Annotated in this window: 15 protein-coding genes and 1 riboswitch; of the genes, 8 read left to right on the top strand and 7 right to left on the bottom strand. The window is 63.9% G+C overall.

Going from position 1 to position 14823, the window contains the following annotated elements:
- Positions 1-140 precede the first annotated feature (140 nt).
- A complete protein-coding gene (locus tag GE253_RS10310; protein ID WP_153204060.1) occupies positions 141-1187 on the bottom strand; it encodes an aspartate-semialdehyde dehydrogenase in 1047 nt (348 codons plus the stop codon).
- Between the two features lie 350 nt (positions 1188-1537).
- Between GE253_RS10310 and GE253_RS10305 the strand changes: the two genes are divergently transcribed.
- The 3 genes from GE253_RS10305 to GE253_RS10295 all read left to right on the top strand — a co-directional run bounded on the left by GE253_RS10305 (position 1538) and on the right by GE253_RS10295 (position 4743).
- Positions 1538-1897 carry a hypothetical protein gene (locus tag GE253_RS10305; protein ID WP_153204059.1) on the top strand — a complete coding sequence of 120 codons (360 nt, stop codon included), beginning with the start codon at positions 1538-1540 and terminating at the stop codon, positions 1895-1897.
- A gap of 188 nt (positions 1898-2085) precedes the next feature.
- A complete protein-coding gene (gene gor / locus GE253_RS10300; protein WP_153204058.1) occupies positions 2086-3453 on the top strand; it encodes a glutathione-disulfide reductase in 1368 nt (455 codons plus the stop codon).
- Between the two features lie 402 nt (positions 3454-3855).
- Positions 3856-4743, top strand: coding sequence for an RNA polymerase factor sigma-32 (locus GE253_RS10295; RefSeq protein WP_348770820.1), 888 nt, complete (start codon positions 3856-3858; stop codon positions 4741-4743).
- A gap of 252 nt (positions 4744-4995) precedes the next feature.
- Here the strand turns inward: GE253_RS10295 and GE253_RS10290 are convergent, their stop codons facing one another.
- Positions 4996-5892, bottom strand: coding sequence for an NAD(P)/FAD-dependent oxidoreductase (locus tag GE253_RS10290; protein ID WP_153204057.1), 897 nt, complete (start codon positions 5890-5892; stop codon positions 4996-4998).
- Between the two features lie 102 nt (positions 5893-5994).
- Here GE253_RS10290 and GE253_RS10285 point away from each other — a divergent pair, with 102 nt between their 5' ends.
- The gene (locus GE253_RS10285; protein WP_153204056.1) at positions 5995-6456 is read left to right on the top strand and encodes an Rrf2 family transcriptional regulator; all 462 of its coding nucleotides are present in this window, start codon (positions 5995-5997) and stop codon (positions 6454-6456) included.
- A 195-nt stretch (positions 6457-6651) separates the two neighbouring features.
- Positions 6652-7290 carry a Smr/MutS family protein gene (locus tag GE253_RS10280; protein WP_153204055.1) on the top strand — a complete coding sequence of 213 codons (639 nt, stop codon included), beginning with the start codon at positions 6652-6654 and terminating at the stop codon, positions 7288-7290.
- 10 nt (positions 7291-7300) lie between these two features.
- On the opposite strand, the gene GE253_RS10275 is transcribed toward GE253_RS10280, so the two are convergent.
- A complete protein-coding gene (locus GE253_RS10275; protein WP_153204054.1) occupies positions 7301-8152 on the bottom strand; it encodes a lysophospholipid acyltransferase family protein in 852 nt (283 codons plus the stop codon).
- 26 nt (positions 8153-8178) lie between these two features.
- A complete protein-coding gene (locus GE253_RS10270) occupies positions 8179-8994 on the bottom strand; it encodes a GNAT family N-acyltransferase (RefSeq protein WP_153204053.1) in 816 nt (271 codons plus the stop codon).
- A gap of 89 nt (positions 8995-9083) precedes the next feature.
- On the opposite strand from GE253_RS10270, the gene GE253_RS10265 reads away from it, so the two are divergent.
- Positions 9084-9257, top strand: a complete 174-nt coding sequence (locus GE253_RS10265) for a hypothetical protein (RefSeq protein WP_153204052.1) — start codon at positions 9084-9086, stop codon at positions 9255-9257.
- Positions 9258-9386: 129 nt separating this feature from the next.
- Positions 9387-10022: a MarC family protein gene (locus GE253_RS10260; RefSeq protein ID WP_153204051.1), complete on the top strand. Its 636-nt coding sequence runs from the start codon at positions 9387-9389 to the stop codon at positions 10020-10022.
- A 160-nt stretch (positions 10023-10182) separates the two neighbouring features.
- Here the strand turns inward: GE253_RS10260 and thiC are convergent, their stop codons facing one another.
- Together thiC and GE253_RS10250 are read right to left on the bottom strand one after the other, a co-directional pair.
- Positions 10183-12045: a phosphomethylpyrimidine synthase ThiC gene (gene thiC / locus GE253_RS10255; RefSeq protein ID WP_153204050.1), complete on the bottom strand. Its 1863-nt coding sequence runs from the start codon at positions 12043-12045 to the stop codon at positions 10183-10185.
- A 74-nt stretch (positions 12046-12119) separates the two neighbouring features.
- A riboswitch (TPP riboswitch) is annotated at positions 12120-12248 on the bottom strand.
- Between the two features lie 53 nt (positions 12249-12301).
- Complete coding sequence (locus GE253_RS10250; protein WP_153204049.1) at positions 12302-12994, bottom strand: YafY family protein; 693 nt, start codon at positions 12992-12994, stop codon at positions 12302-12304.
- A 105-nt stretch (positions 12995-13099) separates the two neighbouring features.
- Between GE253_RS10250 and GE253_RS10245 the strand changes: the two genes are divergently transcribed.
- Entirely contained in the window at positions 13100-13834 is a 735-nt protein-coding gene (locus GE253_RS10245) for a glutathione S-transferase family protein (RefSeq protein ID WP_153204048.1), read from the top strand.
- A gap of 34 nt (positions 13835-13868) precedes the next feature.
- On the opposite strand, the gene GE253_RS10240 is transcribed toward GE253_RS10245, so the two are convergent.
- Positions 13869-14708, bottom strand: coding sequence for a transporter substrate-binding domain-containing protein (locus GE253_RS10240; protein WP_173012579.1), 840 nt, complete (start codon positions 14706-14708; stop codon positions 13869-13871).
- Positions 14709-14823: the final 115 nt, after the last annotated feature.

The following is a 14823-nucleotide window of genomic DNA, read 5'->3' as shown; positions in this document are numbered from 1 at the left end:
GAGCCGTCAAGGGCCAGCCGGATAACCCGGCTGGCCCTTTTCTGTTCCACCAGCCAAGACCCGGCGATCAATTCTGCATTCCTGCAAAGGGGTGGTGCGATGCCACCCCTTTGCGGCCCCCCCCCCTTGGATCGGGCTGATCACCCCACCAGCCGCTGAAGGATCTGCACCGCGTTCAGGGCTGCCCCCTTCAGCAACTGGTCACCGGCCAGCAGCAGCGCCACGGAACGACCGGACGGGTCGCCAATATCGCGGCGGATGCGGCCCACCAGCACGTCGCCCTGGCCCGATGCCTCGTTGGGCATGGGGAAATGGTTGGCGGCCCAATCATCCACCAGCCGCACGCCGGGCGCATCGGCCAGCAGGGCCTTCACCTGCTCTGGCGACACGACGTCCTCAAACTCCACACTGATGGCCATGGTGTGGGCGCGCAGCACCGGCACGCGCATACAGGTGATGGAAATGGCCAGATCGGGGCGCGACAGGATCTTGCGCGTCTCCTCCACCACCTTTTCCTCCTCACCATTATAGCCGGTATCGGGGTTGATGCCGGCATCATGGCTGAACAGGTTGAAGGCATAGGGGTGCTTCATCACCCGCGGCGGATAGGCCTCACCGGCCAGACAGGCCGCCGTTGACGCACGCAATTCCTCCATCGCCGCAGCGCCGGCCCCGCTGGAGGCTTGATAGGTGGCGATGTTCAGCCGGCGGATGCGGTGGCGGCGTTCCAGGGCGGCCAGCGGCACGGTGGCGATGATGGCCACGCAATTGGGGTTGGCGATGACGCCGGGCTTGGCCGGGATCGCCTGCGGGTTCACCTCCGGCACCACCAGGGGGATGGCCTCTTCCATGCGAAACGCGGATGAATTGTCGATCACCACCGCACCGGCCGCCACGGCTGCCGGTGCATATTGCTTGGAAATGCCGCTGCCGGCGGAAAACAGGGCGTAATCGATGCCGTGGAAGCTGTTTTCATCCAGCGCCTGCACCACCCGTTCCCCACCGGCGAATGGCACCTTCTGCCCGGCAGAACGGGGGGAGGCCAGCAGGCGGACTTCGCCCAGGTTCAGGCCGCTTTCTTCCAGGCATTTGCGGATTTCAACGCCCACGGCACCGGTGGCGCCGACAACGGCGACGTTCAGGGGGCGGGTGGGCAGGGGGCGAGCGGATTGAGCTTGGCTGTTCATGATCAGGAACCCTTCTGTTTGGCTTGGGGCGCCGTCTGGTCGGGGTTCCGTATCGCCTGGAAAGCGGCCCCGACCTTACCCGGCGGGACCGTTTGGCGTTATGTCACTGGCCCTATCCGGCCACGCGCACACCAACAGCACCGCCCCGAAGGGTGGTGGTTTTGGTGGTAGTGGTGGTGGGGCGCTGTGTGAACATGGGGCCACGATGCCGCGAAGCCCGCCCCCTTGTAAAGCAGGGATTTACGCCATCCCTGCCATGCCCCGGATGCGCGTCACAGAGTCCGTTGCGTATTTCGCCACACAATGGGACTATATGCTGTGCCCTTAGGCCCAACCATTGTGATGAAGCGATGTCTGTGGAGTTAACCGATCCCAAGACCCTGGAGGCGATTGGGATTCTGGCTGGCGTGCTGGATGATGTGACAGGCCCTGACCGGCTGGAATGCCTGATGGCGGCCAATGCGCTGCGCCAGGTGGTGGAAAGCCGCTCAGAAAACGCCCTGCTGTTCGCCCGTCAGGCTTTCGAATCGCTGGATGGCGATGTGCGCCGCCGGGTGGAGAATGATGCCACCGCCACGGCGGTGAAGGTAATGGAACAGGCTCAGCGCCGCCCCAACCCGCGTATGGTGCGTAACGCCCCGAAAAGCACGGGAAATGCCTTTCTGGATGCGCTGAATTCCGGCGGGCTGAAAACCGAACGCAAGTGGTAATGACCGTTGGTGCGGCCTGTGCCGCACCCGTGGCATCCCTGTTTCTGAGCCTTGGACCTTTTCTCTCCTACATTCCCCTGCATGGCTGCGCTTCGCCCCGGCGGGGCTGGAAAGCGCTTGCCCGCTTACCCACTTGTGCGCATTGAGGAACCAAGCCTCCCGCCGCGACCAACGATGAGCGCCCCGCCATGGCCAGCTATGATTTCGACCTTTTCACCATCGGTGCCGGTTCCGGCGGGGTGCGCGCTGCGCGCATCGCCGCCCAGCATGGCGCCCGCGTGGCAGTGGCGGAGGAGCGCTATTATGGCGGTACCTGCGTGAATGTCGGCTGTGTGCCCAAGAAGCTGCTGGTCTATGCCGCCGAATATGCCTACGCGTTCGAGGATGCGGCTGGTTTTGGCTGGAGCGTGGAAAAGCCGGTGCATGACTGGTCCGCCCTGATCGCCGCCAAGGATAAGGAGATCGGCCGGCTGAACGGCATTTATCGCGGCCTGCTGGAAGGGGCCGGCGTCACCCTGTTCGACGGCCGGGCCACCATTGTGGATGAGCATACGGTGGCGGTGAATGGCCAGCATATCACCGCCGAACGTATCCTGATTGCCACCGGTGGCTGGCCGGAACTGCCGGGCCAGCCGGGGGCCAGGGAATATGGCATCACGTCGAACGAGGTGTTCCATCTGCCCCGCTTTCCCCGCCGGGTGGTGGTGGCCGGCGGCGGCTATATCGCCCTGGAATTTGCCAGCCTGTTCAAGGGGCTGGGGGCAGAGGTGACGCTGCTCTATCGCGGGCACCAGATTCTGCGCGGCTTTGATGGCGATGTCCGTACCTTTGTCACGGATGAGCTGGTGAAGACCGGCATCGACCTGCGCCTGAACACGGTGGTGGAGCGGATCGAGAAGACCGATGAATGTCTGGTCGCCACCTTGAGCGATGGCACCCCGCTGCCCTGCGACGCGGTGATCTATGCCATCGGGCGCAAGCCGATGACGGCCAAGCTGGGCTTGGAAAATGTCGACATTGAGCTGGATGGCAATGGCGCCATCAAGGTGAATGATCAGTATCAGACCAGTGTGCCCAGCATCTATGCCCTGGGGGATGTCACCAACCGCATCAACCTGACGCCGGTGGCCCTGGCGGAAGGCCATGTGCTGGCCGACCGGCTCTATGGCAACCGCCCGCGCGATGTGAATTACGACAATATCCCCACCGCCGTTTTCTCCATCCCGCCGGTGGCCACCCTGGGGCTGACGGAAGAACAGGCCCGCGCCAAGCTGGGGTGGGCGGTGGATATCTACCGCAGCAGCTTCAAGCCGATGCGCCACCAGCTTTCCGGCCGCGACCAGCGCACCTTGATGAAGCTGGTGGTGGACCGGGCCACGCAGAAGGTGATCGGCTGCCACATGGTGGGATCGGACACGCCGGAGATGATCCAGGCCATCGCCGTGGCGATGAATATGGGCGCCACCAAGCAGGATTTCGATCGCACCATCGGCCTGCACCCGACGGCGGCGGAGGAATTCGTCACCATGCGCAGCAAGGCACCCGACCCGGAGTAATCCAAGAGCCATGGTCCATGGCTCTTGGAGGCCAGCGACCGCTGGCCCGCAGGCACGTGCCTGCGCAAGCCCGAGCTGCCGGAGGCAGCGCCCGGCGTCTAATACCAACGGTCATAATTCATGACCGTTGGTACGGCGGCGACTGCCGCCGCGCGGCACGTGCCGCTTGAAGCCAAGCCAACGGATGTTGGCGCCGGCGTCTGAGGTGCTGAAAATATTGACCGACGGTCAATATTTTCAGCCGCTGGTATAAGGGAAAATGCACAGACCGAGAGCCATATTTCATGGCTCTCGGCATAAATTTTTCTGCAACACAGGTGATCCAGCCGGAATCTCCCCCCGTATCAATCGCATCTGACGGCGGCCAACCCGCCGCGACACGGATACGAGCGGAGGTTCCCTGTGGCCCATATCGACGATCCCGAAACCCAGCGTGCCAATGTCGCCTTCATCCGCCAGGCGATGAAACAACCGCTGCTGGAACGCGATCATGAGCTGGATCTGGCCCGGCGCTGGCGGGAGAAGGGGGACCAGCGGGCCCTGCATGAACTGGTGCGCTCCTACACCCGTCTGGTGATTGCCACCGCCACCCGCTTCCGCAATTACGGGCTGCCGATGGGCGATCTGGTGCAGGAAGGCAATGTCGGGCTGATGCAGGCGGCCAGCCGGTTTGAGCCGGAACGCGATGTGCGCTTTTCCACCTATGCCGCCTGGTGGATTCGCTCCGCCATCCAGGATTACGTGCTGCGCAACTGGTCCATCGTGCGCACCGGCACCACGGCGGCGCAGAAATCCCTGTTCTTCAACCTGCGCCGCCTGCGCGCCCGTATCGCCGGCAACCCCTCTGCCACGGGGTTGAGCGATGAGGATCGGGCCCAGATCGCCCAGACCCTGAATGTCGATGCCCGCGAGGTGGAGACGATGGAACAGCGGCTGGCCGCCGCCGACCAGTCGCTGAACAACCCGCTGAGCGAGGCCGGCGAGGGGGAGTGGCAGGATCTGCTGGCCGATAACCGCCCCTCCCCGGAAGATGTGGTGATCGGGATGCGCGACGGCCGGATGCGCTCCCACTGGCTGGCCGAAGCGTTGGGCGAACTCAGCCCGCGCGAACGCCAGATCATCGCCGAACGCCGCCTGCGTGATGAAGGTGCCACGCTGGAAGAGCTGGGCCGTGTGCTGGGTGTGAGCAAGGAACGCGTGCGCCAGTTGGAAACCCGCGCGCTCAACAAGCTGAAAGCCAGCATGATGAAGCGCGTGCGTGACCATGGGGAATTGCTGCTGGAGGCGTGATACCAACGGTCATAATTCATGGCCGTTGGTACGGCGGCGACTGCCGCCGCGCGGCACGTGCCGCGTGAAGCCAAGCCAAGCCAACGGATGTTGGCGCCGGCGCCTGAGGTGCTGAAAATATTGACTGACGGTCAATATTTTCAGCCGCTGGCATGAGACGAGCGCCCGCAGGCTCTGCCCTGCCCGCGCAAGGTCAGCTCTTCGGCCAGCACTAGAGGGGACAACAGGAAATCGGGGCGACAGCCCGTGTCGTCAAAGCCCCAGCAAGGAATGATGTGTGGCCAGCGCCGCCATCACCCCTGCGGCCGATGCCAACGTGCCATTATGCAGGGGGGAGGCCACGTCGCCAGCAGCACAGACGCCCGCCACACTGGTCTGCTGCTTACCGTCAGTACGCACATGGGGGCCCGTCATACCCTCCACCAGCTCGCATCCCAGTTGCGCGGCCAGCGGACTGACGGGGGATGTTCTGGTTGTGACGAACAATGCGGTCAGAGCCTGCACCCGGCCATCGGCCAGCCGCACCGCCTGCAACGCAGGCGACGGCCCCAGCAGCTCAATGATAGGGCTGCGTTCCACTCCCACCCCGCGCGCGGCCAGCCGTTCCCCCATGGCCGGTTCGGGTTCCGGGGCACCTTGCAAAAACAAGGTGGTCGGCCCCCAATCCGGCAGCATCAAGGCCCGGTGATCCACCCCCGCCGGCCCGGCCAGCACCCCCAGCGGCTGGCCCGCCACCTCATAACCATGGCAATAGGGGCAGTGCAGAGTGCCCGTGCCCCAGCGCTCCGCCACGCCTGGCAAATCAGGTAGTTCATCGCGCACCCCGAAGGCCAACACCAGCCGCCGGCCCTGGAAGGCCCGCCCGTCGGCAAGGGTGACCTTGAAGTCATCCAATCTGCCGGCGGCCATCTCCACCAGCCCATCAACCATGGTCAGGGTCGGATAGGCGGCCAATTGTGCCCGCGCACCGGCCGTAATATCCCCCGGCGGCACCCCATCCTGCCCCAGAAACCCATGGGAAGCGGCTGCGAAGCGGTTGCGCGGCCGGCCGGCATCCAGCAGCAGCACCCGCCGCCGGGCGCGGACCAACTGTATCGCAGCAGAAAGCCCGGCAAAGCTGCCGCCAATGATGATGGCGTCGTAAAGCATGATCCATCCTTTCATGTATCTTTATAAGCTACATGATGGCGCAGCTCACAAGCATTTGCAACTCAGCTTGTTACGATTTGTGATTTCCGTTAAGGAGGATGGATGCGAAGCGATAGCCGCCTTTCCAGGATGCTTCATGCGCTGATCCACATGGATCGGCTGCAGGGGGCTGCCACGTCCGAACTGCTGGCCGGCATGTTGAACACCAACCCCGTGGTGGTGCGCCGGACCATGGCGGGTTTGCGCGATCAAGGTTTGGTGCGATCGGAAAAGGGGCATGGCGGTGGCTGGGTGCTGGCCCGACCGCTGGACGCGATGACATTGCTGGATATTTATCAGGCCTTAGGCGCGCCGCAGCTGTTCGCCATCGGCCCGTCATCCGACAATCCCGATTGTTTGGTGGAGCAGGCGGTCAATCACTGTCTGGGCGAAGCGCTGGAGCAGGCGCGATCCACCCTTCTGATGCGCCTGGGCCAGGTGACGCTCGGAGATCTGGCCCGTCAGTTCGAGGCAAGGCTGCACACCTGCCAGGGGCAGCTACCCCCATATCTGGGCGACGGCTGATCTGCGGCGACCGCCATTGCCATCGGGCAGATGGCACCCATCTTCCGCAACGCAGTATGAAACATTGCTCCGCCGGGTTGCCGATGATACCAGCAGCGGCAGCCCCCCATTGCGCTTGCCGGAAAACCACTTTGCCCTGTCCGTTTCCCCCTATGCCCATCCAAGGCAAGCACCCGCGCGGTGCCGGGATGCCCCATGGCTGAGCGGCGGGGCAAAAAGCCGAGTGCGGCGGAGTTGGATCTGTGGCGCACGGTGATGCGCGATGCCGTGCCGCTCCGCGGGCCCAAGCGCCGGCCCAAGGCGGGGGACGAAACGGCATCGCCCGTGGCACCGCCACCCGCGCCGGCCACCGCACCGCCCCCCAGCAAGCACCCCACCCTCGCCCCGCCGCCGGCCGCCGCTTTGAATGCTGAACGGCTGGCCGATCTGTTGCGGGGGGTGCCCTTGAAACAAAAGGCCGCCGTGACGGTGCAACTGGCCCCCACCACCCTGGGGGCACGCAGCGGTATCGACAAGCGGACGAATGAAAAGGTGCGGCGCGGCCGTCTGGCCATTGATGGCCGGATCGACCTGCATGGGCTGACGCAAAGCGAGGCGCATGACGCGCTGATCGGCTTTGTCCGCCGCAGTCATGTGCAGGGCCGCCGGCTTTTGCTGGTGATTACCGGCAAGGGCGGGATGCCACGCGGTGAAGGGGTGCTGCGCAGTGCCGTACCGCGCTGGCTGCACGAAACACCAACGCGCGATCTGGTGCTGGCCGTGCATCAGGCCCAGCCGCAGCATGGCGGCGGCGGTGCCTATTACGTCTATCTGCGCCGCCGACGCGGGGAATAGGGGCTTGGCCTCACCCCACCGCTGCCGGCAGGGGTGCTGCGGGCAGAGCCGCATCATTTCCGGCCACCAACGGTTCATCCCTGCCCTTCACGGCACGTTCCACGCCGGCCGCCACGGTGCGCCAGCAATGCTCGGCCAGCGCCTTACGGCTGCTGAAATCGGCCAGGGAGACCGGGGGATGGAATTCCACCAGCACCCTGATGCGCCCGCCCAGCCGGGCCAGCTGCCACAGATGCGGCGGCAGTTCCATATCGCCGTACCAGGCATAAAGCGCCCGCCAGGCATGGCCCAGCGGCAAGCCATCCAGATGCGTGGCGGTGACGCTGACCGGCTGCAGGGTCAGCGGCTTGCCATCCACCTGGGTGGCGGCCACGGCGAACAGGGCCGTCTTGAAGGGAAGGGTACGGTTGCCGTCGCTGCTGGTGCCTTCGGGGAACAGTACCAGCTTGTCGCCCGCCTGCAGGCGCCCGGCAATGCTGTCGCGCTGTTCATCGGCGCGGTGGCGGGCGTTGCGATCCACAAACACGGTGCGCTGCAGGCGCGCCAGCAGGCCGAAAAGCGGCCAGCCCCCGACTTCGTTCTTGGCAACAAAGCTGGCGGGCAGCAGCGACCCCAGCACCGGAATATCGAGATAGGAGGAATGGTTGGAGATGAACAGGGCCGCCCGGTCGGTCACCGGACGCCCCTGCATCACCACATTCAGGCCCAGAATCCGGCAGCAGAGCCGGTGATAGGCGGCGGGAAAGCGGGCATAGGGCCCGCCAAAGCGCAGGAACAGTACCTGCAGCGGGATGCCCAGCGCCGTGACGATGGCATAGAGGCTGAGCCGCATGATGCCGCGGCCTGTTGATCCGATATCCATCCTACCCGCCGCCTTTGACCATCACCTTACAGCAGCGATGAACCGCGCCGTTCGTAATGCCGCAGATATTTATCGGTGATCAGATCGGTCTTCACCACGATGGAAACATCGGTGGTGTTGAACTGGTGATCCACCACGGCCCCTTCGCCGACGAAGCCGCCCAGGCGCAGATAGCCCTTGATCAGCGGCGGCACCTCATTGATGCCGCGGCGCGGATCAATCTCATGCTCTTCCATCATCGCCATTTCGACATAGCGATGCGGCAGGGCCACCGGGCGCAGGGCCGGCGGGGCCAGATGATGGTAATAGAGATAGGAGAGCGGCAGGGCCAAAGCCTTCGGATCGGTCCCCGGCAGGCTGGCGCAGCCGAACATCAGCTTGATATCATAATGCGCGGCATAGGCGGCGATGCCGCGCCACAGCAGCTGCATGGTGCCCCGGCTGCGATAGGCGGGGTCAACGCAGGACCGGCCCAGCTCCAGCACCTCACCCGGATATTCCTCAATCCGGGAGATATCGTATTCGTCTGACGAATAGAAGGAACCGGCCCGTGCCGCCGCCGCGCGGCGGATCAGCCGATAGGTGCCGACCACGCCGCTGGCCCCGGCGCCGACATTATGGTCGATCACCAGCAGATGGTCGCACAACGTGTCGAACATGTCGTAATCGCGCCGCTGCGCCGCCATTTCCGGCGTCGGCCGGGCCTGCATCTCCTCATAGAAGACACGGAAGCGCAGCATCTGGGCTGCGTGAACCTCGGCGGCGCTTTCCGCCAGGCGGACCTCCAGATTGCCAGAGCGAAGCTCGCCGGAAATCAGGGCATCGGTGGTGATGTCAGCCATGTTCTCACATCGTCTGGGTCGCCGGCACGCGGTGCCGCACATCGAACCGCCCGTCCGGGCACCGCCCTTGTCAGAAGCGGCGGGCCAGGATGGATTATTCGGCCTTGTCACATTGCCATATCACAAAGCGCGGGCGCATGGTCAACCAACTCCTGCGCGGTATCACCCCTGATCATCAAAGTTTCATGGCGGTGACCCAAAACAATCAAACAAAATGTACTGTTTCGCTGGGTTTTCCGGCAACAAACAGTATGGGTCTGTGACCGGCAGGACACGGGCACCCTGCAAAAGAATGGGGCTGTCACTCAGCAGTTCGGCAGTTGACAGGCTTTCTTTTCCCCGCTCCAGCCATGCTATAAGGGGCAATCCGCCCTTTGTCCGACGGAAGCGACATGGAAGCCTGGTCCGAATATTCGCGTTTTCTCATTGCCTTGTTTGCCATCCTCACGCCCTTTGCCGCCATCCCGATCTTTCTGGGCATGACGGAGGGGCGCACGCGTGAACAGCGCAATGCCATCGCCCAGTCGGCCGTGCTGACCGTGGCAACCGTGCTGATCAGCTCCGTTTTCCTGGGCGATGCGGTGCTGACGGTGCTGGGCACCAGCTTGGCCAGTTTCCGCGTCGGCGGCGGCATCGTGCTGCTGCTGATCGCCCTGTCGCTGCTGAATGCCAGCGTGTCGGCCATGAAACATACGGAGCAGGAAGCCGACGAGGCCGGGCAGCGCACTGCCATCGGCGTGGTACCGCTGGGTCTGCCGCTGCTGGCCGGCCCCGGTTCCATCTCCGCCGTCATCATCGAGGCACAGCGCGGCCAGGGCTGGGAGCATTTTGCCATCCTGGTCGGCTGTATCCTGGCCGTCTGCGCCGGCCTGCTGGCCACGCTGCGGCTGGCCGTGCCGATTGGCAACAAGCTGGGCCAGACCGGCCTGAATATCATGAACCGTTTGACCGGGCTGCTGCTGGCCGCCGTGGCGGTGGAAATCATCGCCGCCGGCCTACGCGCGCTGTTCCCCGGCTGGATGACCTGATCTTCGGTCGGCCGGATAGAACGCATCAGAAGGCGCGGCGATCGCCGCTCCGCTTGGGCCTTCAGCGGAAGGCCCTTGCCGCCCATGATCAAGAACCTGTGATGGCAAGCGGTGGGGGGTACAAACACCCCCCACACACATTTCAGGTGCCCGCCCCCTCTCAGTGGTGGTCGTCGGGCACCGGCCGGTTGGACAAATAGACCTGACTGCCCTTCTCCTTGAAGGCCACCGACATTTCCGCCATGCCGGCTTCCGCCTGTGCTTCAGCCTCCTGCGCCGCCGCATAATCGCGCACTTCCTGCGTGATCTTCATGGAGCAGAATTTCGGCCCGCACATGGAGCAGAAATGCGCCAGCTTGGCCCCTTCCGCCGGCAGGGTCTGGTCGTGGTACTTCTCCGCCGTTTCCGGGTCCAGCGACAGGTTGAACTGGTCGCGCCAGCGAAATTCGAACCGGGCGCGTGACAAGGCATCGTCACGTTCCTGCGCACCCGGATGGCCCTTGGCCAGATCGGCGGCATGGGCGGCCAGCTTATAGGTGATCACGCCGACCTTCACGTCATCGCGGTCGGGCAGGCCCAGATGTTCCTTGGGCGTGACATAGCAAAGCATGGCCGTGCCGAACCAGCCGATCATCGCCGCCCCGATACCGCTGGTGATATGATCGTATCCCGGCGCGATATCCGTGGTCAGCGGCCCCAGCGTGTAGAAGGGGGCCTCACCGCAATGGGCCAATTGCTTGTCCATATTGGCCTTGATCTTGTGCATGGGCACATGGCCCGGCCCTTCGATCATCACCTGCACATCATGCTTCCAGGCGATCTGGGTCAGTTCGCCCAGCGTTTCCAGCTCCGCGAACTGGGCGCGGTCATTGGCGTCGGCGATGGAGCCGGGGCGCAACCCGTCACCCAGGGAGAAGGCGATATCATACGCCTTCATGATCTCGCAGATCTCATTGAAATGCGTGTAGAGGAAGTTTTCCTTGTGATGGGCGAGGCACCATTTCGCCATGATGGAGCCGCCCCGGCTGACAATGCCGGTCACGCGCTTGGCCGTCAGCGGGATATAGGGCAGGCGCACCCCGGCATGGATGGTGAAATAATCCACACCCTGCTCGGCCTGTTCGATCAGCGTGTCGCGGAAGATTTCCCAGGTCAGGTCTTCGGCCTTGCCATTGACCTTCTCCAACGCCTGATAGATCGGAACGGTACCGATGGGCACCGGTGAATTGCGGATGATCCATTCGCGGATCGTGTGGATATTGCGGCCGGTGGACAGGTCCATCACCGTATCAGCCCCCCAGCGGGTGGCCCAGACCAGCTTATCCACCTCGTCCGCCACGGAGGAGGTGACAGCGGAATTGCCGATATTGGCATTGATCTTCACCAGGAAATTCCGCCCGATGATCATCGGTTCGGTTTCCGGGTGATTGATATTGTTGGGGATGATGGCGCGGCCACGGGCAATTTCATCCCGCACAAATTCCGGCGTCACATAATCGGGGATGGAGGCCCCGAAATCCTCCCCATCGCGGGCGGCCTGCTGCGCCAGCTTGGCCCGGCCCAGATTCTCGCGGATGGCGACATATTCCATCTCAGGCGTGATGATGCCGGCCTTGGCATAGTGCATCTGGCTGACATTGCGGCCCGGCTTGGCGCGCAGCGGCTGGCGGGCAGCGCGGTCGAACAGGGGCACGGGGCTTTCCTGGCCCACGCGAAGACCATTATCCTCCGGCTTCACCTCACGGCCGGCATAGGCTTCCACATCGCCGCGCCCTTCAATCCAGGCGCGGCGCAGTTCCGCCAAGCCCTTGCGGATATCGGTCTTCACGGTCGGATCGCTATAGGGGCCGGACGGATCATAGGCCCGCACCGGCGCCTCGTTGGCGCTGGGCGACAGGTCGATTTCCCGCATGGCGACGCGGATATCGGGAAACAGCGTGCCCGGCACATGCACCTTGCGGCTGGCCGGCAACGGCCCGGTGGTGACGCTGAAATCCTGCGGAATGGAAAGACTATCTGGCATTTCTGGACCTCCCTCGAATGATGGAGATCCGGGCAGCGCGCGTGGCGGCTCTCATAGGCGGGGCAGATATGTGGCCCCTATATGAATCCCATCCCTACGCCGGTACGACCCGGATCAGGTTCTAAGGGTTCCCGCGCCAATGCCGGTTGAACGGCACCATAGCGGTATCTCAGCCCCTTGCCGGGGTTCCCCTTGGACGGTTCGGAAAGTGAAGAATTGCCTTGGCTATGTCAAGGTCGGGCTGGCTGCACGGGGGTCAGCGCACTTCGGCGATATTTAGGCTGTCGCGCCAGCGGGCACGCAGCAGAGCGGGCCGTTCTGGATAAGGGGCGCCGGGAAAGTCGGCCTTAATGATCCGGTCGGCGCGAAAATGCCGGAATTCACCGCGCAATTCGCACCAGGCGGCGATGGTGCGGGCGGTATCGAAATAAGCAATCAGCACCGGCCAGATGGTGCGCGCGGTTTCCTGCCCAGCATTGTCGCGATAAAGCAGCACGACCTTGTGCCCCGCGCGGATGGCCCCGCGCAGGGCGGTCATATCAATCGTGTCGCTGGATTGGCTGAGCCTGGGGGGTGCCACACCGGCGGGCCGCTGCAGCACCGGGCGCATATCCGCCGGCACTGCCGCCGTGATCTTGGCCAGCAGATCGGCGGCCGCCCGCGCCAGGGTGGTATCCCCCTGGCGCGCCACCCATTGGGCCCCAAGGGCCACCACTTCAATCTCATCCGGGGTCAGCATCAGCGGGGGCATGTCGAACCCGCCCTCCAGCATATAGCCAACCCCAGCCTCGCCCCGGATCGGCACACGCTGCCCGATCAGTGTGGCGATATCGCGGTAAACTGACCGTTTGGAGGTCTCCAACTCTGCCGCCATTACCTCAGCCGTGATCGGGCCACGGGCGCGGCGAAGAATCTGGATGATCTGAAACAAGCGGTCCGCGCGACGCAATCACCCCTCCCCATAGGCCCGTTTGGCAGGATGCTGACAGTAGGGTGGCAACAGGGGGACTGTAAACCAACACCCATCACGAACATGATCTTGATGGAGACCAGGATGATCAAGCTGCACGCTTTCGGGCCAATGTTCGGGCTGCCCGACCCCAGCCCCTATGTCACGAAAACCGAAATTCACCTGCGTATGGCGGACCTTGCCTATGAGAAGGTTGCCGGTGACCTGGACAAGACGCCGAAACATAAATTGCCGATCATCGAGGATGATGGGCAGATCATCGATGACAGCACCTTCATCCGCAGCCATATCGAGCGCACGCGTGGCATTGATCTGGATGCGGGCCTGTCTGTGCGGGAGAGGGCGGAAGCCTGGGCGATTGAGCGGATGCTGGAAGATCACCTGTGCTGGGCCGTGATCTATGATCGCTGGATGGACGAGGCGAATTTCATGCGTGGCCCCGCCCAGTTCTTCCAAGGTGCGCCGGCGCATCTCCGGGATGGCATCATCAAGGATGTCAGAACCCGCATTACCACCAAGATGAGTGACCATGGCATTGGTCGCCACAGCCCGGCGGAGCGGCTGGAACTGGCCCACCGTTCCCTTTCCGCCCTGGCCACCCTGATGGGGGATCGGCCCTATGTCATGGGGCAACAGGCAACGGCCGTGGATGCCTTCACCTTCGCCGTGCTGACCGCCGCATTGGCACCCCTGTTCGACACGCCCCTGCGCCAGGCGGTGGAGGGCTATGGCTCCCTCATCCCCTATGTGCGGCGCATGGCGGTACGCTTTTATCCCGACCATGCCTGGTGGTGGGATCACCCGCAGAGCGCAGCGTGACGGGCTGTTTCATCCCCTTGCCGGGAAATGGGTATTAGGGTGCTGCTGGTGTGAACTGGTGGGCGCGGGCCGCCACCTCCGTCACCATACCATCCATGGGGCGGTGACGGGCCAGCAGGTCGGCATAGAACGGGCTGCCCAACAGGGCTGTATAGGCCGCCTCATATGCCCTTCGAACCGGGGTACTGGCAAAGCCGTAGCCATAGCCCATATAGGAACGCTGTTCTGAAAGCGTGGGGCCATAGGGCTCAAAACGCAGGGATGGGTGAGACTGCTGAAACCGCGCCACCGCGCGCGCATGGGCAACCACCCCGTCGAGCCGGCCATTTGTCAGCAGGTTGAAGCCGATATCGACATTGCGCACCGGTTCCACCTGTGCCCCGGTGAGGCTGGACACCCCCTCCAACACCGCCCACCCCAAGGGAACGCCGATTCTGCCGGAGGGTGGGGGTGCTCCGCCATCCGCCCTTTGCAGCCGGAACAGGCTGATCTGATCGGCATAGAAATAATCGCTGGAAAACACCATCCAGCGTGCGCGATCCGGCGTGAAATAGGGGCCGATCAGGATATCGGCCTGCCCGGTCTCAACTTCCTTTTGCGCGCGGGGCCAGGGGAATTGTTCGAATTGGCAGGAAAGGCCGGCATCCTGGCAGGCGCGGCGCGCCAGCTCCGCGCCGATGCCGCTGTCACATTGCTCCCCATCGGACACATAGGGCAGCGGACCGCAGACCAGGCGGACGGTATCCCCCCGCCCGCTCCCCTGGAGCGGGGTGGACGAGGCCGTGGAGGGGCGAGCGTGCGCGCCGAGCAGCACGGCCGCACAGATCAGCACCACCGCCATGCAAACCCGGCCCCGCCGGACAGGAAGGCGCATCTTCCCCCCGTCATCCAGACGCCTATCGCCAGACATGCGTCTTACAGTTGCAGCGTAGGCATGTGTAAGTCGCTGGTCAACAAGGGTGACCGGAATTTTGCACAGGCGAACACCT

Source organism: Niveispirillum sp. SYP-B3756, from assembly GCF_009495745.1.
In the GTDB taxonomy this organism is placed as follows: Bacteria; Pseudomonadota; Alphaproteobacteria; order Azospirillales; family Azospirillaceae; genus Niveispirillum.
This window is presented reverse-complemented; position numbering and strand designations above follow the sequence as displayed.